The sequence below is a fragment of the Abyssibacter profundi genome (assembly GCF_003151135.1).
In the GTDB taxonomy this organism is placed as follows: Bacteria; Pseudomonadota; Gammaproteobacteria; order Nevskiales; family OUC007; genus Abyssibacter; species Abyssibacter profundi.
Genome location: NZ_QEQK01000003.1, coordinates 1 through 21,620, shown reverse-complemented (window position 1 = coordinate 21,620; position 21,620 = coordinate 1). Strand labels below are relative to the sequence as shown.

At 61.3% G+C, this 21,620-nt stretch carries 22 protein-coding genes and 1 pseudogene; 14 read left to right on the top strand and 9 right to left on the bottom strand.

Going from position 1 to position 21,620, the window contains the following annotated elements; genetic code table 11:
• Positions 1–11: 11 nt before the first annotated feature.
• Together DEH80_RS17285 and DEH80_RS03270 are read right to left on the bottom strand one after the other, a co-directional pair.
• On the bottom strand, positions 12–1,718 hold the full coding sequence (locus DEH80_RS17285; RefSeq protein ID WP_109719054.1) for a TonB family protein: 1,707 nt from the start codon (positions 1,716–1,718) through the stop codon (positions 12–14).
• A gap of 99 nt (positions 1,719–1,817) precedes the next feature.
• Complete coding sequence (locus DEH80_RS03270) at positions 1,818–3,818, bottom strand: SDR family oxidoreductase (protein WP_109719053.1); 2,001 nt, start codon at positions 3,816–3,818, stop codon at positions 1,818–1,820.
• 249 nt (positions 3,819–4,067) lie between these two features.
• Here DEH80_RS03270 and DEH80_RS03265 point away from each other — a divergent pair, with 249 nt between their 5' ends.
• Positions 4,068–4,730, top strand: coding sequence for an NAD(P)H-binding protein (locus DEH80_RS03265; RefSeq protein WP_165831265.1), 663 nt, complete (start codon positions 4,068–4,070; stop codon positions 4,728–4,730).
• 196 nt (positions 4,731–4,926) lie between these two features.
• On the opposite strand, the gene DEH80_RS03260 is transcribed toward DEH80_RS03265, so the two are convergent.
• Positions 4,927–5,343 (bottom strand): SufE family protein, encoded by a 417-nt coding sequence (locus DEH80_RS03260; protein ID WP_109719051.1) that lies wholly within the window; start codon positions 5,341–5,343, stop codon positions 4,927–4,929.
• A gap of 93 nt (positions 5,344–5,436) precedes the next feature.
• Here DEH80_RS03260 and DEH80_RS03255 point away from each other — a divergent pair, with 93 nt between their 5' ends.
• On the top strand, positions 5,437–6,555 hold the full coding sequence (locus DEH80_RS03255; protein WP_109719050.1) for a transporter substrate-binding domain-containing protein: 1,119 nt from the start codon (positions 5,437–5,439) through the stop codon (positions 6,553–6,555).
• Positions 6,556–6,576: 21 nt separating this feature from the next.
• Here DEH80_RS03255 and DEH80_RS03250 read toward each other — a convergent pair whose 3' ends face one another.
• The 4 genes from DEH80_RS03250 to DEH80_RS03235 form a co-directional block, all read right to left on the bottom strand.
• Positions 6,577–6,714 (bottom strand): DUF3096 domain-containing protein, encoded by a 138-nt coding sequence (locus tag DEH80_RS03250; protein WP_109719049.1) that lies wholly within the window; start codon positions 6,712–6,714, stop codon positions 6,577–6,579.
• 21 nt (positions 6,715–6,735) lie between these two features.
• The gene (locus DEH80_RS03245; protein WP_109719048.1) at positions 6,736–6,945 is read right to left on the bottom strand and encodes a DUF3185 family protein; all 210 of its coding nucleotides are present in this window, start codon (positions 6,943–6,945) and stop codon (positions 6,736–6,738) included.
• Between the two features lie 70 nt (positions 6,946–7,015).
• The gene (locus tag DEH80_RS03240; RefSeq protein ID WP_109719289.1) at positions 7,016–7,885 is read right to left on the bottom strand and encodes a PPK2 family polyphosphate kinase; all 870 of its coding nucleotides are present in this window, start codon (positions 7,883–7,885) and stop codon (positions 7,016–7,018) included.
• A 50-nt stretch (positions 7,886–7,935) separates the two neighbouring features.
• On the bottom strand, positions 7,936–9,348 hold the full coding sequence (locus DEH80_RS03235; RefSeq protein WP_109719047.1) for a mannose-1-phosphate guanylyltransferase/mannose-6-phosphate isomerase: 1,413 nt from the start codon (positions 9,346–9,348) through the stop codon (positions 7,936–7,938).
• A gap of 492 nt (positions 9,349–9,840) precedes the next feature.
• Here DEH80_RS03235 and DEH80_RS03230 point away from each other — a divergent pair, with 492 nt between their 5' ends.
• From DEH80_RS03230 to DEH80_RS03210, 5 genes are all read left to right on the top strand, one after another.
• Entirely contained in the window at positions 9,841–12,840 is a 3,000-nt protein-coding gene (locus tag DEH80_RS03230; RefSeq protein WP_109719046.1) for a ribonucleoside-diphosphate reductase subunit alpha, read from the top strand.
• Positions 12,841–12,912: 72 nt separating this feature from the next.
• Positions 12,913–14,091: a ribonucleotide-diphosphate reductase subunit beta gene (locus DEH80_RS03225; protein ID WP_109719045.1), complete on the top strand. Its 1,179-nt coding sequence runs from the start codon at positions 12,913–12,915 to the stop codon at positions 14,089–14,091.
• Between the two features lie 35 nt (positions 14,092–14,126).
• Positions 14,127–14,471, top strand: coding sequence for a type II toxin-antitoxin system RelE/ParE family toxin (locus tag DEH80_RS03220; protein WP_109719044.1), 345 nt, complete (start codon positions 14,127–14,129; stop codon positions 14,469–14,471).
• Positions 14,468–14,797: a helix-turn-helix domain-containing protein gene (locus DEH80_RS03215; RefSeq protein WP_109719043.1), complete on the top strand. Its 330-nt coding sequence runs from the start codon at positions 14,468–14,470 to the stop codon at positions 14,795–14,797. Before DEH80_RS03220 ends, DEH80_RS03215 begins: the two co-directional genes overlap by 4 nt.
• 136 nt (positions 14,798–14,933) lie before the next feature.
• Positions 14,934–15,734, top strand: a complete 801-nt coding sequence (locus DEH80_RS03210; protein ID WP_279323110.1) for an IS30 family transposase — start codon at positions 14,934–14,936, stop codon at positions 15,732–15,734.
• Here the strand turns inward: DEH80_RS03210 and DEH80_RS03205 are convergent.
• Entirely contained in the window at positions 15,713–15,913 is a 201-nt protein-coding gene (locus tag DEH80_RS03205; RefSeq protein ID WP_109719041.1) for an alcohol dehydrogenase catalytic domain-containing protein, read from the bottom strand. The two genes, DEH80_RS03210 and DEH80_RS03205, sit on opposite strands and share 22 nt — an antisense overlap.
• A 211-nt stretch (positions 15,914–16,124) precedes the next feature.
• Between DEH80_RS03205 and DEH80_RS17145 the strand changes: the two genes are divergently transcribed.
• A complete protein-coding gene (locus DEH80_RS17145; RefSeq protein WP_133249096.1) occupies positions 16,125–17,735 on the top strand; it encodes a hypothetical protein in 1,611 nt (536 codons plus the stop codon).
• Positions 17,736–17,871: 136 nt separating this feature from the next.
• Positions 17,872–18,225, top strand: coding sequence for a hypothetical protein (locus DEH80_RS17140; RefSeq protein WP_133249095.1), 354 nt, complete (start codon positions 17,872–17,874; stop codon positions 18,223–18,225).
• Positions 18,226–18,235: 10 nt separating this feature from the next.
• On the opposite strand, the pseudogene DEH80_RS03200 reads toward DEH80_RS17140, so the two are convergent.
• Positions 18,236–18,421: pseudogene (locus DEH80_RS03200) on the bottom strand (IS30 family transposase); the annotation flags it as partial.
• Between the two features lie 40 nt (positions 18,422–18,461).
• Here DEH80_RS03200 and DEH80_RS03195 point away from each other — a divergent pair.
• From DEH80_RS03195 to DEH80_RS03175, 5 genes are all read left to right on the top strand, one after another.
• On the top strand, positions 18,462–19,154 hold the full coding sequence (locus DEH80_RS03195; protein WP_109719040.1) for a transposase: 693 nt from the start codon (positions 18,462–18,464) through the stop codon (positions 19,152–19,154).
• Positions 19,155–19,255: 101 nt separating this feature from the next.
• Positions 19,256–19,513, top strand: coding sequence for a type II TA system antitoxin, ParD family (locus tag DEH80_RS03190; protein ID WP_109719039.1), 258 nt, complete (start codon positions 19,256–19,258; stop codon positions 19,511–19,513).
• Positions 19,510–19,827, top strand: a complete 318-nt coding sequence (locus DEH80_RS03185) for a type II toxin-antitoxin system RelE/ParE family toxin (protein ID WP_109719038.1) — start codon at positions 19,510–19,512, stop codon at positions 19,825–19,827. Before DEH80_RS03190 ends, DEH80_RS03185 begins: the two co-directional genes overlap by 4 nt.
• A 138-nt stretch (positions 19,828–19,965) precedes the next feature.
• Positions 19,966–20,508 carry a TlpA family protein disulfide reductase gene (locus tag DEH80_RS03180; RefSeq protein WP_165831264.1) on the top strand — a complete coding sequence of 181 codons (543 nt, stop codon included), beginning with the start codon at positions 19,966–19,968 and terminating at the stop codon, positions 20,506–20,508.
• Positions 20,509–20,665: 157 nt separating this feature from the next.
• Positions 20,666–21,442, top strand: a complete 777-nt coding sequence (locus tag DEH80_RS03175; RefSeq protein WP_109719036.1) for an SDR family oxidoreductase — start codon at positions 20,666–20,668, stop codon at positions 21,440–21,442.
• Positions 21,443–21,620: the final 178 nt, after the last annotated feature.

Here is a 21,620-nt window from a genome sequence, read left to right as displayed (position 1 = left end):
TCAGTGTTTCCCTAGCGGGCCACCACGACCGGAAAGGTCAACTCCAGTGTTTCGCTCACCATGTCCTGCGCCAGTGCCGGCATGGGCGACGCCCGCCAGATCACTTCACGCGCCGCCTGATCCAGGCGGGCATCCCCGGAGCTACGCAACAGGTCCACGGTCATGACCCGACCGGCCCGGTCAATGGTAAAGCGCACGTCGAGGAATACCCGCGGCGCATCGGGTGGCAGTCGCCCGATAAAGCGATCGTTGGCCCGGAAGATGTGGTCGGCGATGCGAGAGAAGAAATCATTGGCATCGACCGAGTAGGCACCGGGCCGCCCGTTGGGGTCGTAACGTGGGTCGGCGCGGCGTCCCGACACGGTGCCTGCCGGGCCACCGGCCAGGCCGGGCGTCGCGCCAGGATTGGGGGTAGCCGCCGCTGGCGGTTGCGGTGGAGCGGGCACCGACGAGCGACCCGAGTGACCCGAGCGAGCCTCAGGGCTCGGCGCGGCGGCCGGCGGCGGCAGGTTCGGCACGCGCTCGTCACGTCCGAACTGCGACTGCACCCCCGTGAGCGCACGGGAGATCTCCGCATTGCGGTTGGGTGCGCGACGCTGCGGAGTTTGATCCGCCGGATCAGGCTCGAAGGACGGTGGCGGCAGCCGATAGTCCACGGGCGGTGACCGGCTTTCCGGCCGCACGCGCGCGAGCTGATCCAGCGTCTCGCTCAATGCCCGGTCCACGTCGCCACTGGCCGGTGCCGCGCGGGTCGCCGGTGGTGGCGTCGGCGTGGATGGCGGCGGGAAATCCAGGGGCTCGATCGGTTGCACCGTCTGCGCCAAGGCCTGATCGATGGCCTGATCCAGCTCGGCCACACGCGACGGCCGGTCCGGCTGCGACTGCGACTGCGACTGCGACTGCGCAGGCTCGGCGGTCGGCGGTGCGGAATCCGCCTCCGTCGGGGCTTGCTCCGGCGTGGAAACTTCGCTGGCGCTGGGCAGACCCAGCGAATCCGACAACCCCAGTGCAGGCGCGACCGACGCCTGTTGGGCAACAGCATCCTCCGGCGTCTCCACCGGGGCGGTCGCCGGCTCCGGCAAGGGCTCGTCGCGCGCATCCTCCTCGTCCTCTTCCTCATCGGCATCCGGTGCCCGCACCAGACGCACCTGATCCGGTGGCGCAGGACCGGGCACGACGGCAGCTGTCGTCGCCGGCTCGACGGGCGCGGTCGGCTCAGCGGGTTCTTCCGATTCCGCGACAGCCGTCGCCGGGGGCGGTTCGCTGCGAGCCAGCCCGGCAGACACACCGCCGGAGGGGGTCGCTGGCCGGGGCGCGGGCGGGGGCGGCGCTGGTGTGGCCGCCGGCTGCGAGGCCGGCGCGCTGGCGGCGAGATCAGCCGCCGCGGCCACCGCCGGCCCGGTGAGCGCCTCCAGGCCCAGCGACTGGCCACCCAACGTGGCCGACAGCGCGCCGCCGCGCCCGGTCGCAGGAGGCGGTGTATCGGGCAGTGGTCGGGTGGTGTCCGGCTCGGCCCCCAACTGCCAGGCAAAGGCCAGCGAGCTGGGCAGCGATACCGGCACGGGATCGGGCAGATTATCGGGGGTCTGCAAATCCAGCGTAACCACGCTGCGCTGAACCTGGCGCTCGTTCCAGCCCCAGCGCAAGGCGAGCAAGCTCGCATGCAGTAGCACGGCCACCGCAAACGCAACGCTCCAATGTCGCCAACCGAGACTCATGGCAAAAGGCTACAGAATTTTGCTGTCAATGAACGAAGAACCCCGACCCGGCCGGCGCCGGATCGGGGTTCGTCCTGCAAGATGCAGTGGGCCGAAGGCCTACCAATAAGTACCGCGGAACAGATTTGCAAAGATCACACCCTTGGGTGTGAGTCGATCATCCACGTTCTTGGGCTCGCCTCCGCGCGCCGCCGACGACGACGGGAACAGCGCATAGCCCTGCGACAGGATGAAATCGTTGACCTTGGGCCACAAGGCGTAGGACAGCTCGCCCGCCTGCCCCAGCGCGGTCTTGATGCGCTTGGGCCGTTCGACAATGGCCTTGACCAGCAGATCGGCCGCCTGGTCCGGCGTATAGGTCGGCACATAGTCATACAACTTGGTCGGCGCGATCATCGGTGTGCGCACCAGCGGCATGTAAATCGTGGTGATCTCGATCCCCGTGTGCTTGATCTCCGCCGACAGACAGCGACCGAACGCATCCAGAGCCGCCTTGGAGGCCACATAGGCGGAGAATCGCGGCACGTTCGTCAGCACCCCGATCGAGGAGACGTTGATGATCTGTCCCTTCTTGCGCTTGGTCATGGACGGCAACAGCGCCAGGATCAGCCGCACGCTGCCGAAGTAGTTCAGCTGCATGGTGCGCTCAAAGTCATGGAAACGGTCCAGCGATTCGGCCACGCTGCGGCGGATCGAGCGGCCGGCGTTATTGATCAGGATATCGACGTGCTCATGCTCGGCGATCACCTGCTTGGCCATCTCGTCGATGGCCTCCATGTCGTTGAGGTCGCAGGGATAAACCCAGGCCTGTCCACCCAGCCGCTCGATGACCTGCTGGGTCTCTTCCAGTTTTTCGCGGGTGCGGGCCACCAGCAAGACCTTGGCGCCCGCCTTACCCAGCTTCTTGGCGGTGGTGAAGCCGATCCCCGAAGACGCACCGGTGATCAGCACCGTCTTGCCACTCACACGCTTGAGCAGCGACTTGCTCACCGAGACGTGGGTATCCAAATGGGTTTCCCAGAAGCGCCACAAGACCTCGGCATAGCTGGACAGCGGCGGGCAGCTAATGCCCGAGTTGGCCAGCGCATGGCGGGTCTGCGCATCGTCAAACTCGGCCTGGCTGCGGATGTAGCCGAATACGGAGATCGGAATTCCCAGCGTCTTGGACAACCCACGCTTGGCCAGATCCAGCCCCGGCAGCTGGCCGATTCGGCCGCGCAGTGCACCGGGTAGTGTCGGCAGGCCCTGGGCATCGAAGGTGAAGGCCATCTCCGGGCCGTGGGCAGCGCTGAAAAAGGCCGACATCACCTCGGCCACGCTGGGCGCCGGGGTTTCGACCAGGTGGAAGGTCCGGCCATCCAGCCCTTCCTGATGCGCCAGATAGACCATGGCGTCGACCACATAATCCACCGGCGCCAGCGGCATCTTGCCGCCATCGACACCCAGCAGCGGAATCCACTTCGGGATGTGGTCGCGAATCTGCTGGATGGCCTTGAAGAAGTAGTACGGGCCGTCGACCTTGTCGATCTCGCCGGTTTCCGAATGGCCCAGCACCATGCCCGGCCGATGGATGCGAATCGGTACCGTGGCCTCGTCGCGCACGATGCCTTCTGATTGGTACTTGGTCCGGAAATAAGGGTGGTTGAGCGACTGCCCCTCGTCGAACATGTCTTCGGTGAAGGTGCCGCTGAAGTCGCCGCCAGCCACGGCCACGGAACTCACGTGGTGCAGAATCGGCGTGCGCTCTTTAGAGGCCAGCGCATTGACCATGGCCACGACATTACGCGTGCCCTCGTTGTTGATCCGGTCGGCAACCTCATCGTCCATGTTCATGTCATAGACGGCCGCCAGATGGAACACATGGTCGATCTTTCCGACCAGTGCCTTGCGCGCCTTGGCGTCGGTAATCACCGGTGACTCGGCAATGTCACCCCAGACCGGCTTGAGCTGATCGGCCAGGTCGCCCAGCCGCTGTTGCAGCCCCTCGAACTTATCGGCCGATTGCGGGCGCACGAGCACGTGTACCGTTCCTCTCTTCGCAAGCGCCTCCACCAGAAAACGTCCGATGAAGCCGGTAGCCCCCGTGACCAGATAATCCATTGCGTCCTGTCTCCTTGTCGGTCAGTCCGATTCTTTGATGAGCCGCAATCCTGCGGCCAGAACAGTCGTGGGGATTATCAACGCACTCGGCCAACAGTTCCATGACAGACCCGCCATGCCGACAGCCGGCCGTAGCAAGGTGATGCCGTGCTAGGGTGCACCGGCGTGGATGGCGACCCGTCGTAGGGCCGGGCCTGAGTCCGAATTCTGCTGACGCGCCTCCGGATTCACTGCGAGGGAGACACCGCATTGACCAAACAGCATGCAGCCGACGTCGCTGTGCTCGGCGCCACGGGCGCTGTCGGCCGCGCGGTCTGCCGACAACTGGCCGCCGCCCAGACGCCAGGCCATGCCATCGTGCGCAGCCATACGACTGCCGTCGAAGGCTTGCCGGCGCGGGTGGTCGACTTCGACCGAGCACCGGAGCTAACGGACGCGGTCCGTGCCCGTGCGGTGATTTGCTGCCTGGGGACCACACAGAGCAAGGCGGGCCGCGATGGCCTGCGTGCCGTGGACTGCGATCTGGTTCTGCACTGCGCCGAACGGGCTTCGCGGGCCGGGGTTGAGGTTTTTACCGTCGTCTCGGCCATGGGCGCCAGTCGACGCTCGCCCAGCTTCTACAGCCGGGTCAAAGGCGAGATGGAGGCGGGCCTGCGCCGGATTCGCCTGGACACGGTCCATATCGTCCGACCATCGCTGCTGCTGGGTGACCGGGATGAACACCGCACGGCCGAGGCCGTGGGGCAGCGGCTGGCACCACTGCTCAATCCGCTCCTACCCATGCAGTACCGAGCCATATCGGTCGATGCCGTGGCCAAGGCGCTGATCCAGCTGTCCGGCCCCTCGACACCGGGAGTCTGGCTGCACGAGCTCCCGCTAGGTGGCCGACGCTCGCGTCGCTTGGATGTTTAGGGAAGCCTTAGGGAAGCACTAACTCATTCGCACCACCAAGACGGAGCCGGTTTTCCCGCGAGCCCAGGTGGAGTGAGTGCCTCTTGGTTAGTCCAAGTCAGCGAACGAGGACGCAGGATCGCGGGAAAACCGGCCCGTTCCGTCTGGATTGCACCTGCAACTTGGCGGCGCGAATGAGTCAGTGCTTCCCTAGAACTCAGGCGGGCGTGGATGCGCCCGCCAGGCTGCGAATCCGTTCCACCATGGCGTAGAAGCCATTGCGTCGATTCATCGACAGGTGGCTCTCCAGACCGAGGCGGCCGAACAACGCCTTGATATCGGTCTCCCGGATCTCTTCGGCCGTCTTGCCGGAATAAGCCATGAACAGCAGGGCGATCAGCCCCTTGACGATGTGCGCATCCGAGTCGCCGCGAAAACGAAAGCGTGGTGGCTCATCGTCGGTCACCTCGTGGGTCAGCCAGACCTGGCTCATGCAGCCACGCACCCGCGTCTGCTCGGTCTTCTCCGACTCGGGCATCGCGTCTAACTGGCGGCCCAGGTCGATCAGGTAGCGGTAGCGCTCTTCCCAGGGGCCCAGGAGTTCAAAATTGTCGGCGAGGGTTTCGATATCCATGGCGTGATTTTAACTGTTTCACGCCTGCTGGCCGTGAACGGGCGTGCTAATTTGCCGGCAAACCTGCCGAAACCCGCACCAAGGTCCGGACGCATGACGCTCACCGCTCGCCAACCCGCCCGCCCGCTCATCGGTCTACTCGCCACTCTACTGGCCCTGCTGGTCACGCCGGCCTGGGCGCAACCCCCTACCGGTCCGCAGACCTTGCCGCTGGACAATGCCGAGTTGCGGGTGGGCATCAAACAGGCGCCGCCGTTCGTCATCAAAGGCGAAGACGGCCAATGGTCGGGCCTGGCAGTCGAGCTGTGGCGACGCACGGCCGCACGCACGCAAACGCCCTATGTTTTGGTGGAGCAGCCCTCTCCGGGCGCCATCATCGAGGCCGTCAGCGCCGGCCGCATCGACGTGGGTGTCGGCGCGCTGTCGGTCACGCCGGAACGGGAACGCAGCATCGACTTCACGCTGCCCTACTTCAACGCCGGGCTGGGCATTGCCACCGCGCGCGCCGACCGCGGCGTTCTGACCACGCTGAAACGGCTGCTGTCCTGGCAGTTTCTGTCTGCCGTGGCCGTGCTGGTGCTGGTCCTGCTGGCTGTCGGCGTGCTGATCTGGGCGCTGGAGCGCCGCCGCAACGCCGAGCAGTTCGGGGGGCGCGCCAGCCAGGGCATTGGCAACGGGTTCTGGTGGTCGGCCGTCACCATGACCACGGTGGGTTATGGCGACAAGGCGCCGGTCACGCCGGCGGGTCGCCTTGTTGCGCTGGTCTGGATGTTCGTCAGCGTCATCACCGTATCCGGCTTCACGGCGGCCATCGCGTCCTCGTTTACCGTTGACCAGTTATCCAGCCGCATTCAAGGCCCGGCTGACCTGCCCACGGTGCGGGTGGGCGCACTGGCCGAGGCCGCCGCCGTGGCGTATCTGCCTGAACTGGGTGTGCGCCCCCGCCGCTTTGCGACCCTGGAGGCGGCCGTGCAGGCGTTGGGCGGCGGCGATATCGATGCCGTGGTGCACGATGCGCCGATACTCCGGGCGACCCTGGCCGAAGGTGGCCACCACAACCTCGTGGTGCTCGACCCGCTGCTGCGCCCGGAGGACTATGCCTTCGTGGTCGCCCAGGGCTCACCGCTGCGGGAGCAACTCAACCCCGCCCTGCTGGAGGTCATCCAGGGCGAGGACTGGGCCGGGCTGCAGGCGCGTTACATCGGCCGGTAGCCCGCCCGGCGGCCGCCGAGACTACATGCCGAGCATATCCAGCACGCCAACGGCGATGAGGTAGATGGCCACGATGTAGTTCAACAGTCGCGGCACGACCAGAATGGCCACGCCGGCGGCAATGGAAATCAGCGGAATCAGTTCGATGTGGATGGTCATGTCAGGTCCTTGCGGAGGCGATTAGCGCCGCTGCCCAAACACGGCGAGCAACAGACCCAGCGTCGCGCTGGCCGCGCCGATAATGAAGTACCAGGTAGTTTCGTCAGAATAGCGGCCCGTCAGCGACTCCGAGAGTTCTTCGGTGAAGGACTGCGAGGCGTTGTAACCCATGATGATCAGGATGACGCCAACCACCAACGCCACCAGACCGATAATCCGTATCGGATGCATCTTGCGCTCCTTGCAATAGTGGCCTCAGCGTAAACGAGGTCGCGCGACCAGGCGAGTACAGCGGCTGGGGTCAGTCCGGGTCGAGTTCCTGCGCCAAACGCTGCAGCCGTGCTGCACGTTCATCGCTCACTGTCGGAAACTGTGGCCCCATGGCCTCCAGCGTGCCCCGAATGACCTGGGCCACCATCAGCCGCATCGCCGGCTTGTCATCCGCGGGGATCACATACCAAGGTGCCCAGTCCATATGGGTCGTGGCGATGGCCGCCTCGTAGGCAGCGATGTAGTCGTCCCAATGCGCTCGCTCACGCACATCCGACTCATCGAACTTCCAGTGCTTGTCCGGCTTGCGCAACCGCCGTAGAAACCGCTCCCGCTGCTGTTCGGGGGACAGGTGCAACCAGAACTTGAGCACCACCGTGCCGTTATGTGCCAGATGGCGCTCATGGGCGGTGATGGAGCGCAGCCGCTCATCCCAAAACCCCGGCGCATCGGCGCCGTCACCGGCCAGCTCCGGATGGACACGGGCGATGAGCACGTCTTCGTAGTAGCTGCGATTGAAGACGCCGATCTGCCCCCTGGCCGGCAGCGCCTGAACCGTGCGCCAGAGAAAGTCATGCGAGCGCTCGAGATGCGACGGCGCCTTGAACGAGGTGACACGCACCCCGCTGGGGTTCACCCCGGAGAACACCGCACGAATGGTGCTGTCCTTGCCGCCGGCATCCATGGCCTGGAACACCACCAGCAAGGCCTGTCGGGCGTCGGCATGGAAACGGCGCTGCAGATCATGCAGCGCCTCCACCTCTTCGCCTAGTGCCGCCTTGAGCTGCGCCTTGTCCGGGCCGCCCTGCGCCGGCCGGGTCGGCCAGTCAGCCGGGCGAAACTGCGCGGGCTCCTGCACGCGCTGCGGCGTGTCGGGAAAGTCTGTAAACGGCCAGGGCATGAGGGTGACGCGCAGGCGGCGTGGCGGCGCGTGCCGCCACACTCGACCAATCAGGCGCGGTTGTAATCGTCCTGGAAGCGGACGATGTCGTCCTCGCCCAGGTAACTGCCGGATTGCACCTCGATCAGCACCAGCGGAATGACGCCGGGGTTGTCCAGCCGATGCGTCGTGCCCAGCGGAATATAGGTGGATTGGTCCTCGGTCAGCGTCAGGGTCTCGTCACCCTTGGTCACGATGGCCGTGCCCTGGACCACAATCCAGTGCTCGGCGCGGTGATGATGCATTTGCAGCGACAGCTTGCACTTGGGCTTGACCACGATGCGCTTGACCTGGAAGCGATCCCCCAGGGCGATGGTTTCGTAGCTGCCCCAGGGGCGATAGACCACGGCGTGGTGCTTGGCCTCTTGGCGGTCGGCCGCCTTGAGTTGCTTGACGATGGCCTTGACGTCCTGCACCCGGTCACGGCTGGCCACCAGCACGGCATCGGTGGTGTCGACAACCACGGCATTGTCCAGGCCGACCGTCGCCACCAGCCGACCATCGTTGGATCGGACAAAGGTATTGGTGGTGTCGTGGGTCAGCACATCGCCCTGCAGCACGTTGCCATCGGCATCTGCCTCGTTCACCGTGCCGAGGAAGGTCCAGGAGCCGACATCATCCCAGCCGACGCTGAGCGGCACGACGGCCGCACGGGCGGTTTTTTCCATGACCGCATAGTCGATGGAATCCTCCGGGGACTTGGCGAATGCGTCCTTGTCCAATCGCAGGAAGTCGAGATCTTCCTGGCCCTGGCTGACAGCCGCCATCGCGGCATCGAGAATCTCGGGCGCATGCTCACGCAGTTCATCCAGCAAGGTGCCGGCCTGGAACACAAACATGCCGCTGTTCCACAGGAAATCACCACTGGCGATGTACTGCTCCGCGGTCTTGGCGTCCGGCTTTTCCCGGAAGGTCTTGACCCTGAAGCCGGTGCCCACGGCATCGCCGGTTTGGATGTAGCCGTAGCCGGTCTCGGCGCGGGTGGGTGTCACGCCAAAGGTCACCAGATGACCCTGGGCCGCCAACTCGGCCGCCGCCTCGGCGGTGCGCGCAAAACCTTCGGCGTCGGTGATTACATGGTCGGCCGCCATCAGCATGAGCACGGCATCACGCCCGTGCTGCTCGGCCACCAGCGTGGCCGCCACGGCGGCCGCAGGCGCGGTGTTGCGCCCCATGGGCTCCAGCACAATGGTCGCGTCCTGCTGCCCCATTTGCTGAAGCTGCTCGGCAACAATAAAGCGGTGATCGTCCCCGCAGATGACCATCGGAGGCTGCACGCCTTTCAGCGATTCGCTCCGGGCCACCGTCGCCTGCAGCATGGTCTGATCGCCCACCAGCTTGAGGAACTGCTTGGGGAACAGGCCTCGAGACATGGGCCACAAACGGGTGCCGGAACCACCGGCAAGCAGGACGGGAACAATCATTCTTCTTCCTTGAGCGCGCTATAGAGGAGGTCTGGCGACGCCGGTCGCCATGAACAGGACGACGATCATAGCCCGGGTCGCGCCCCCTGTTGCAGGGGGCCGGGGCAGCCGCGAACGGATTGTCGTGATCCAGGCCCGGTTTCAGTGCTGGCTGACCACGTGAAGCGCGGGTGAAATCGGGCTGCGCATGTTGCGCTGCGATAAGCCCGATTAACCCTGTACAGCATTGCGCAAATCACCCCCCGGCCGACGACCGGTCAGTGCGGTTATGCACCGAAATCCACACCCGCAGCAAACGCTTGTGCGCCAAGGATTTGACGCCGCTCACCCACGGCTTATCCACAGGCTTGTTATCAGGCCGACACTACATCTAGTGGTCTGCGGCGCTGTCAACCACAATATTTGGGGTTGACGCCATTTACAGATGAATTAACGTCGGCCGCGTCGCAGGACCACGGGTCGGTCCTCGCTGAAGCTCCAGAGGGACTCCGCATGCAAACAGAGGCCAGCAACCTCCAGAACGATACGCCGCGCACGCCTGCCGCTGTGCGCGATACCCACCACAACCAGCCGGAACTGTCCGCCACCGCACCGGGCGGTTACAAGGTCATTCGTCGTAACGGCAAGGTCACGCCATTCGACGCCAGCAAGATCGAAGTGGCCATGACCAAGGCCTTTCTGGCCGTGGAAGGCGGCGGGGCCGCCGCCAGTGCCCGCGTGCACGAAAAGGTCCGCAGCCTGGCCAAGCAGGTCGCCCAGGCCGTGACCCGCAACCTGACCGGTGGCGGCACCGTGCATATCGAAGACATCCAGGACCAGGTCGAACTGGCCCTGATGCGCTCCGGTGAGCACAAGGTTGCCCGCTCCTACGTCATCTACCGTGCCGAGCGTGCCCGCGAACGCGAAGTCGCCAAGTCGGCCGATCTGCCACTGGGCCAGTCGTCGCTGCGCGTCACCAACGCGGCCGGTCAGCTGGTGCCGCTGGATGAGATGCGCCTGCGTCGCGTAGTCACCGAAGCCTGCGAGGGCATCGAGGACGTCGACGGCGAAAAGGTCATCGAAGACACGCTCAAGAATGCCTACGACGGCATCAAGGAAAACGAGCTGGCCACGGCGCTGACGCTCTGCGCCCGCACGCTGATCGAGAACGAGCCGAACTACTCCCAGGTGGCGGCGCGTCTGTTGCTGGACAACCTGCGTCACGAGGCCATGGCGTTTCTCGACATGCCCAACGCCTACCCCACCCACGGGGAAATGCGTGGGCTGTACGGCGACTACTTCAAGGCCTACCTGAACCGCGCGGCCGAACTGGAGCTGGTGGACCCCACCCTGTGCCAGTACGACCTGGACAAGATCGGCGATGCGCTGCTGCCCGACCGGGACAACCAGTTCACCTTCCTGGGCCTGCAGACGCTTTACGACCGCTACTTCATCCACAGTGACGAAACGCGCTTTGAACTGCCGCAGGCGTTCTTCATGCGTGTGGCCATGGGCCTAGCGATCAACGAGATCGACCGCGAAGACCGCGCCATCGAGTTCTACCAGCTGCTGTCGTCCTTCGACTTCATGTCGTCGACGCCGACGCTGTTCAACTCCGGCACGCTGCGTCCGCAGCTGTCGTCCTGCTACCTAACCACGGTGCCGGACGACCTGGGCGGTATCTACGGCGCCATCCATGACAACGCCATGCTGTCCAAGTTTGCCGGCGGCCTGGGCAACGACTGGACCCCCGTGCGTGCACTGGGCGCCCACATCAAGGGCACCAACGGCAAGTCGCAAGGTGTTGTCCCCTTCCTCAAGGTCGTGAACGACACGGCCGTGGCGGTTAATCAGGGTGGCAAGCGCAAGGGCGCCGTCTGCGCGTATCTCGAAACCTGGCACAAGGACATCGAGGAGTTCATCGAACTGCGCAAGAACACCGGTGACGAGCGTCGCCGCTGCCACGACATGAACTCGGCCAACTGGATTCCCGACCTGTTCATGAAGCGGGTCATGGAAGAAGGCCAGTGGACGCTGTTCTCACCGAACGACGTGCCAGACCTGCATGATCTGACCGGCAAGGCGTTCGAGGCGGCCTACACCGCCTATGAGGCCAAGGCCGACGCCGGCGAGATCGCCGTGTTCAAGCGCATCCCGGCGCTGCAGCTGTGGCGCAAGATGCTCGGCCTGTTGTTCGAAACCGGTCATCCGTGGATCACGTTTAAGGACCCCTGCAACCTGCGCAGCCCGCAGCAGCATGTCGGCGTTGTGCATAGCTCTAACCTGTGCACGGAAATCACCCTGAACACCTCGCCGGGCAAGGAAATCGCCGTCTGCAACCTGGGTTCCATCAACCTGCCGCAGCACGTCGAGGAACTGCCGGACGGCACCGTCGGCATCAACCGCGAAAAGCTGGCCAAGACCGTTAAGACGGCCATGCGCATGCTGGATAACGTGATCGAGTACAACTACTACTCGGTGCCGACCGCACGCGCCTCCAACCTGCGTCACCGTCCGGTGGGCATGGGCCTGATGGGCTTCCAGGATGCGCTGTACAAGCTGCGTCTGTCCTACGAATCCGACGAAGCGGTCGAGTTTGCGGACACCTCCATGGAGCTGATCAGCTACTACGCCATCCAGGCATCCAGCGACCTGGCCGAAGAGCGGGGCACCTACCCCAGCTTCGACGGCAGCCTCTGGAGCCAGGGCATTCTGCCGATCGACTCCATCGAAAAGCTGGCCGATGCCCGTGGGCAGTACCTGGAGCAGGACCGCACCCAGCGCCTGGACTGGGATAGCCTGCGCGAGCGCGTCAAGACCGTGGGCATGCGCAACTCCAACTGCATGGCCATCGCGCCGACGGCCACCATTGCCAACATCACCGGCGTGAGCCAGTCCATCGAGCCGACGTACCAGAACCTGTACGTCAAATCGAACCTGTCGGGCGAGTTCACCGTGGCCAACCCCTACCTGGTCGACGACCTCAAGGCGCGTGGCCTATGGGATCAGGTGATGGTCCACGACCTCAAGTACTTCGATGGCTCGGTGCAGCCCATCGACCGCGTGCCGGACGACATCAAGTCGATCTACAAGAACGCCTTCGAGGTCAACCCGCACTGGCTGGTCAAGGCCGGCAGCCGTCGTCAGAAGTGGCTGGATCAGGCCCAGAGCCTGAACCTCTACATGTCCGAGCCCAGCGGCAAGAAGTTGGATGCGCTGTACAAGGACGCCTGGCTCTCCGGCCTCAAAACGACCTACTACCTGCGCACCATGGGTGCGACCCATGCCGAGAAGTCGACGATTACCGACCATCGCCTGAACCAGGTCGGCAAGGGCGCCAGTGCCCCAGCTGCATCACCAGCAGCGGCCTCGCCTGCGGCCAGCCCGTCGCCGAGCCCATCACCCAGCCCGGTGGTCAATGCGTCGCCCTCGCCGTCACCGAGCCCGAGCCCGAGCGCCGAGGCGCCACCGGCCTGCTCGATCCTCGACCCGGACTGCGAGGCCTGCCAGTAAGGCAGCCACCACCCGACAGACCTGCGGCCGGCTCCGGCCGGCCGCATCACCCGAATTCGTCAGGAGTCAGACATGCTTGATTGGGAAGACAGCAACAAGCCCCAGCTCAGCACCACCACCCGCGCCGATGATGCCGCCGCGGCCGCCGTCCACCACCCGGATCCCTTCGCCGTGAACGCGGCTGCCGCCGAAGGCGCAGGCGCCACCGGTGCCGAGTCCATCGCCATGGGCGCCGGTCGTATCCAGGTCGACGACAAGAAAATCATCAACTGCAAGGCCGACCTCAACCAGCTCGTGCCGTTCAAGTACGGCTGGGCCTGGGAAAAGTACATCGCCGGCTGCGCCAACCACTGGATGCCGAACGAGATCAACATGTCGGCCGACATCGCCCAGTGGAAGAACCCCACGGCGTTTTCGGACGACGAGCGCCTGATCGTCAAGCGCGCGTTGGGCTTTTTCGCCAGCGCCGACTCGCTGGTCGCCAACAACCTGGTGCTGGCCGTCTACCGCCACATCACCAACCCGGAGTGCCGCCAGTACCTGCTGCGTCAGGCCTTCGAAGAAGCGCTGCACACCCACGCCTACCAGTACATCGTCGAATCCCTCGGCATGGACGAGGCCGAAGTGTTCAACATGTACCGCGAAGTGCCCTCGGTGCACGACAAGGCCGCCTGGGCCCTGCCCTACACCCAGTCACTGGCCGACCCGATGTTCCACACCGGCACACCGGAAGACGACCAGCGCCTGCTGCGTGACCTCATCGCGTTCTACGTGGTCTTCGAAGGCATCTTCTTCTACGTCGGCTTTGTGCAGCTGCTGTCCTTTGGCCGCCAGAACCGCCTGACCGGTGCCTCCGAGCAGATCCAGTACATCATGCGCGATGAGTCCATGCACATGAACTTCGGCATCGACGTCATCAACCAGATCAAGATCGAAAACCCGCACCTGTGGACCGCCGAGTTCCAGGAAGAGATCAAGGACATGATCCGCGAGGCCACCGACCTGGAAATCCGGTACGCCCACGACACCATGCCGCGCGGCGTGCTGGGCCTGAACGCCAACATGTTCCACGACTACCTGCACTTCATCGCCAACCGGCGCTGCAACCAGATCGGTATCGCCGACATCTTCCCGGGCGCCACCAACCCGTTCCCGTGGATGAGCGAAATGATGGACCTGAAGAAGGAGAAGAACTTCTTCGAGACGCGGGTGATTGAGTATCAGGCGGGTGGGACGCTGAGCTGGGATTGACTCTATACGTAACTTGCGTATAGTTTGACACTCGCTTGAAGGCCGTCTTCGTTGAGCTACCGGCGTTTGAACGCCACCGCGCAAGCTATCTGAGCGACAAGGCGTTCACATCGCTGCAAGACGCATTGATGAAGTCCCCGAACGCCGGGGACGAAATTCAGGGGACCGGCGGACTGCGCAAGCTTCGGTTCGCCGATCCCCGGCGCGGCAAGGGCAAACGTGGCGGCCTCCGGATCATCTACTACTGGTGGTCCGGCGGTGCACAGTTCTGGCTGTTCACCGTCTACGACAAGGATGAGATGGTTGATCTCACCCCGGACCAACGCCGCAGCCTGAAAACGCTGATCAAGCGTGAACTCGCGGCACGGAGCAGGACATGAGCGAGCAACAAGCCCAGAAACGAAACCTTCTCGGTGAGCTCCAGGAAGGCTTCGACGCGCTGGCCGACGAACGCAAGGGCAAGCGGACACTGCGTACGCATGCGATAACCAGCAAACCGCTGGACACACCGTCCGCGCCCGAGCTGATCGCTCTACGCGAAAAGCTCAACATGTCCCGCGCCGTGTTCGCGGTTTATCTGCGAACCAACGTCCGCACACTGGAAAACTGGGAACAGGGGCGCGCCAAACCGAACGCGCAAGCCACCGTACTGATTCGCATGGTCGAGTGCTATCCCGATACGATTGAACGGCTAGCAGCAATATAAGGTTCGCTTGCGAATTGACCGACTGGTTAAACAGACGGCGGAACTCGCCGTAGACGCCTATCTGCTGACGTTGGCACCGGCCGCGAATCGGAGGACCGTAGCGCGATGATATAGCGGCTGTGGCCGACCGTCTAAGCTGCAAGCCGGTACGCGCTTGTCAGATCGGGTCGTCTGCATGCTTGAGCATCGCCAGTGGTCGCCAGAGCAAATTTCAGAAAAGCTGAAACGGGAACACCCGGACGATCCCTCCATGCACGTGAGCCACGAGACCATTTACTCATGGGTCTACGCGCAGCCGAGAAACCACCTGAAGCGGCTGCTGGTGTCCCAACTGCGCCAGGGCAAGCCCAAACGTGGGCGCAGAGCCAGCGCTTCGAACTGCTCGGCGATTCAGGTTCCGGATCACCAGACGATTCATCAGCGACCGGCCGAAATCGAGGGTCGAGAATTTCCAGGCCACTGGGAAGGCGACCTGATCATCGGCCAGCTGAACCAGTCCTGTATCGGCACGCTGGTTGAGCGTAAGACCGGCTTTCTGGTGCTCTGCAAGATGGAGAATAAGAGCGCTGCAGCCGTCCGAGAGGGCTTTGAACGGCAGCTGAAGAAGATCGACAGCTTTCTACGGCTGTCGATGACTTACGACCGGGGCTCCGAGATGGCTGAGCATCCGCTGATGAGCAAGCATCTGAAGATGGCCATCTACTTTGCGGATCCGCACGCCCCTTGGCAGCGAGGCAGCAACGAGAACATCAACGGCTTGCTCCGGCAGTACTTCCCGAAAGGCACCGACCTGTCAGGTGTAAGCCAGGTACGCTTGAACGACGTCGCATGGTTGCTGAACACCCGACCAAGAAAACGTTTTGACTTTCAGAGCCCGCAGGAACTTTTCGATCAGGCAACGGCGGATTATCTCAATCATGTTGCACTTGATTCTTGAATCCAAGCACCCACCCAACCCAGAAAGGCCTTCATCTCATCGCAGGCATGCCGCAAATGCAGATCCGAGCCGCAAATCCCGCAGCGCGCCACCTCAATCAACACCTGCCCCTCGGCAGGCACCAGCTCTGGTAAACCCTCCACCGTCATCGCGGTGTTCTGGCAAACCACTGCTCGCACGGGTTTCTCCCTGATGTTGTCGTTGTCTGTCCCTCTGAGGCACTGAGACTACCAACGCCCAAGGCCCGCGGCACGGCGGCTACAGCTCGTGCGAATTGGAGCCCTGTCCGGTTAAGGCGCAGGTTCTCGTACTAATGAACTGAGATCGGCCGTATCAAACCACGACCGGTGGACGCAAGTTTCATTAAAATAAAACACCTTTGGAAAAAACATGAAATTCTTAATATCGTTTTCCTTAATGATCTGGCTATCCGCAGCCAGTGCTGCGCCGATTGATCGCTTTGAAATCCACGAAAATTTCCCCCGTTTTGCGGAGTACCTTGAAGGGATTGATGATTCACTCCTGAATGATTGGTTGAAAGAAGTCGAGCGGCTAGCGGAGCAACGCAACGTTGAAGTAACTAACATACATGAATTAACCGGCCTAATTGAAAACGACCCAATTATTCAAACTGGGTGGAACAATGCACAACTAGAAGCGCTGGATCAACTAGCTATGGCCGCGCTAGCCCGTCATTTAATTGATCCAGAGCAGAAAAGCGAGAAAGTGACTCCAGATGTTAAGTCGGCACTTCAGTTTTTGACTGTCGCGACGGCATTCAACCCAGCCGGGAGAGTTTGCGTGAATAAAGACGCCCGAATTGAGGGGCCATGCATTAACTCAACTGGTGGATCGGAAGCTTTAACGGCGCATGGGACGTTGAGAACTAGCGACTCATCAAGTAAGAATCCAGTTCACTTCAGCATTAATCATCGCACACCAGAAGTCACCGAACCGCCGCCAGAAGATTTCATCGCGAGGTCGCAAGCGGGACCTATCGAACTTCCCGTAAGTATTTCCGCGCTTCTTGTCGCACCAAATGTGACCAGCCTATGCCGTTTAGGGGTTAACGATTTTAACCCTATTGAGGTCCCTCGCGAACTGAGATTGAGCGAAGATAATCGCGAAACACTTAAAATATTTACCGACAGTGCAGGTCAGGCGGCGCGTTTATACGGACCCCCGTTTCGTTGTTGGGACGGACAGAAAATATCCCTGGCAGAGGGGATCTTCACAGCAAAACTTTCATATGGGCTGACCACAGTCGACTTAATTCAGGGAGTCGTACCACTATATGTGGTCTGCGGCTTTGGAGTGGGCGGCTGCAAAACAGCTGTTTCATTTTGCGTCGCAGCTAATGTGCTCATGGGTAACGATGTTGACATACCGAGCTGCTTCGAAGCTGTGTCAACAGTTTTTCCTGGCCGCGTGAATTTCGGTGGCGACCTGTCACTATCGCTTGCATCTGAATGCGGTGTCGTTCCTGGAACGCCACCCATCTCACGCCCAGGATTTATTGAATCTCAGTCGGTTTTGGAGTCTGCAGGATTCAAATACGGAACGAATTATCAACTACCCCCAGTTTCTGGCTCCACTTCGTTCCATGTATTCCCTACACCGACATTCACTGGCTCTCGCGGAACAGGCGTTCTTACAAGTACATTCCGTTTTCTTGACCTTCAGTCCGGCGAGCCAAACTTTATTTTTCTTGCAGCAGACTCTTTGCGTTTTTATCGAGATCTTACGCTCGCAGACTGTAGCGTGGCGGTCGACGGGAAGAGATCTACCAGCGACATTATTATTGATCATGAGTACCACGCCACGATAGAAACTGTATTTTTTCAAATTCCTCCGTTTTTTGTCGACCTACGGGTATCCGCTAGACGGGTTAATAATAACTACATACCACCGCTGAATTTAGCGGCAACCTCAGCAATGCCTAGTGAAGACGTGAAATGTAGCCGCTTGAGTGCCGGCACCATTCAATGCATGCCTCACTGACGGTGCGTCGGCTAAGATTCCTGAGCTGAGAGTTCAGCGCTGAGCGCGTGGCGGGGACACTTGCAGACCCCCACCGCGCCGCTCAGAGACAGAGTGCAGTGAAGGAGCGCATGGTTCGGAGCCAGGAGAATAACCAATGAAAAAGTTCATTTCTTTAATTCTGGTCATTTTGACTTTTGGAATTATCAACGGATGCGCCACTCATCGAGTCGTGTCGAGCGTGTCGGCGCCACCGGAGGCTAGTGAATCCAAGGGTGAACACAGATTTATTGAAACAGCGATCATTCATTTCAATGATGGCTCGAAGGTGAAGGCTGACCTGACCGCTTACGATAATGAGCGACTGTACGCGACCGATGGCAATTGGCTGTGGTCGTCCATTGACCGAGTGGACCTTCTGGAAAGGCGTCCATCAAGTGGATTCGCGGAGGCGTTCGGTCGATTCTTATCGATATTACCCAGTGCGGCCGGATCGTGTAGAGGGTGCTAACTGCTTAGATTCAAGGATCAAGTGCAACATGATTGAGATAATCTGCCGTTGCCTGATCGAAATGCTCCTGCGGGCTCTGAAAGTCAAAACGTTTTCTTGGCCGGTTGTTCAGCAGCCATGCGACGTCGTTCAAGCGGCCCTGGCTCAAGCCAGATAGGTCGGTGCCCTTCGGGAAGTACTGCCGCGCATTACGGTGACACCTTACCAATTACACCATTTAACGCTATGTTGGCCGCATGGCTCGCCTGCCCCGGATCATCGTTCCTGACTACCCGGACCACGTCACGCATCGGGGGAATCGTCGCCAACGTATTTTCCTGGTCGAGGATGACTATGCGGTTTATCGGGACATGCTCGCCGAGAATTGCCGAATGCATGGTGTGGAGGTGTGGAGTTATTGCTTCATGCCGAACCACGTCCACCTCATCCTGACGCCATCTTCGTCTGATGGGTTGTCCCGTGCGGTCGGGGAAACGCATCGCCGCTACAGCGGCTTCATCAATGCGCGGCTGCGGGTGACGGGGCATCTGTTTCAGGGACGGTTTGGCTCTGTCGCGATGGACGAAGCACACCTCTATGCGGCATTTCGTTATGTGGCCATGAATCCGGTCAAGGCGAATCTGGTTGAACGACCTGAAGCCTGGCCTTGGTCAAGTACGCCCGCATATCTGGCTGGTCGAGACGACAGTCTGGTCACGGTTAAACCGTTTCTCGATCGCATCGAAAACCCGCAAGTGTTTTTCAGCGCTGCGGCAGATGAGGTTCGGGAAAGAAACTTGGCATCTGGGCAGAGCATCGGAAGGCCCTTGGTGGATGACGACACGCTGGCAGCACTGGAGAAGGCGATGGGTATTCAGTTGAGGCCGAGGAAACGTGGGCGGCCACGCAAGGAAAAGCCAGACGCGGGGCAGGTTAAATTCACGGAGTAGCTCAAGCTTTACTACAGTCAGTCGAGACAACATTTGTGTGTTTTGTTGTGTTGCGTGATAGCGTGGTCTCCGTCGACGATCGAACATAGGACGACGCCATCATGCGTTTATCAATTGAGGTGACACCCGAGCAGCACCAATGCTTGAAAGCCGCTGCTGCCTTGCAGGGCAAATCGTTGAAAGCCTTTGTACTGGAGCGTGCCTTGTCCGACCTGAGCAGCGGTGGGCAGGCCGACGATCTACATGCCTTGGAGCAGGTCTTGCGCGCGCGTATGGACGCGGCCGCCAAGGGCTCACGCTCCAGCAAGTCTGTTGCGGAAATCGCTGACGAGGTGCAGGCGGAAGAAAACCGCGCTTGAAGCCCCGCTACCAACTCACGTTAGAGGCCGAACAGGACCTGCGCGGTGTGTTTCGTTACACGCTGCGCGAGTGGGGCTCAGCCCAGCTAGAACGCTACCGTCAGGCACTGACGGAGACCTTGAACGCCATTGCCGATGGCGAAGTGCCACGGCGGGTGGTTTCCGACAATCTGCCGGGTGTCTATGTGGCGCGTTGTCAGCACCACTTCATTTTCTACGTGGTGCCAGAACGTAAACCACCACTCGTACTCGCGGTGCTTCACGAGCGGCAAGACCTTGTTGCCCGTTTGGTTGAGCGGTTTGAAGGGTACTAACCGTGATCACGCTGCAGTTAAAGGGGTCAGAGTCCTTGAAAGCTGGTAGTACCAACTACCGGCTGACTCGCCTGATGATGACATCACACTCCTGATGCGAGTAACGTCAAAGCTGCCCTCCTGTGTGAGTTGTTTATCGTGAAGGCAACCCGCGGTTCCAACAATCGACTTGTCGGCCTCGTCGTCAGTCTGTTGATTGCTTTCAGTGCCGCGGCGGGGTCTCCGCAGCCCGGCGATGTCCCCCCGGCTTTGGATGGAAACGATCAGCACGGTGGAATCGCTGACCTAGGCGCACTGCGTGGCCATGTGGTGGTGCTGACATTCTGGGCATCTTGGTGTGGCCCCTGTCTCAATGAGATGAGCATGCTCGCTCGGTTGCAGGGTGTCGCAAACGAGCGTGGCCTTGATCTTTCGGTTGTGTCCGTCAACTACAAGGAAGACAGCCGAACGTTCAAGAAGATCGCGAAGGCGCTGGCCGATCTTCCCTTGCGCTTAATTAAGGACAGCGATGGCACGAACGCGTCCCGCTACGACGTTGACCGAATTCCCAATATGTTTCTCATCGGTCGTGACGGTCTAATCGTCAGCCATCATGTGGGTTATACGGATAAAGCGCTTGATGGGCTGCTGGCTGAAATCTCCGCCGAGCTTCAGAAAGCGCCTCCGGATGCAAGTTCGTGACAAGTGTGACCACCTCACGCCCCGCGGTAATCGACAAGCAACAGCCCTCGGCTCGACCCCACTGGTTTTTGGTTGGTGTGTTCCTAGCGCCACGACTTGAATTATTCGCACAGCGGCTGGCAGTTCCCCAGACAATCGATTGTTGGAGCAAATAGGCATGCTAGAACGACTCTTTTCCATGCAAGGAAAAATCTGCCTCGTGACAGGTGGTTCGCGCGGTTTGGGGTTTAGCTTGGCGCAAGGCTTTCTCGAAGCGGGGGCCGCTCGGGTGTATATCACCGCACGAAAGCCAGAGCCTTGTGAGCAAGCCGCCCGTGAGCTGTCGCGCTACGGCGAGTGCATCGCTTTGCCGGGCGATATGAGCGACATGTCCAGCATTCAAGCGTTGGTAGATACGGTAGCCGAGCAATGCGATCAGCTAGATGTGCTGGTCAACAATGCCGGGACCGCTTGGGGTGCACCGTTTGGTCAGTTTCCAGAAAGTGGCTGGGACAAGGTGATGGACCTCAACGTGCGTTCTCCGTTCTTTCTGACGCAGGCACTCCATGCCTTGCTCAAGCAAGGGAAATCACCCGAAAACACTGCCAGCGTGGTCAATATTGGTTCGATCGCGGGCATTGTGGGCGACCCAATCGGTGCCTACAGCTACGGCCCCAGCAAAGCCGCCATGCACCAGATGACCCGCAATCTTGCACATGATTTAGCCGAACATCACATTCGCGTGAACGCCATCGCGCCAGGGCGTTTTTTCTCAAAAATGACCGAATCAGTCAGCCAAGACCAAGCAACCTATGAAGCCGAATGTGCGGAGATTCCATTGCACCGATGGGGGACGGCAGACGACATCGCCGGTCTGGGCATCATGCTGTGCAGTCGAGCCGGCGCCTATGTCACCGGGCAGATTTTTGTCGTCGACGGAGGTAGCTCGCTTTAGTGCATCCCTCCAGCGGTAAAGGGGTCAAAGCCTGAGGATTCCCCACATCTCATGGCGTTGCAACTGCTTGGCTTGCAAGCGAACAGAGTCGCCTGAGGGCTTGGTCGGGTGCGGGTATCCGGGCACTCGATTTTCGTAGATGCTCCCAGCCTCGGCGGAGCATTGAGACTCGGAACCT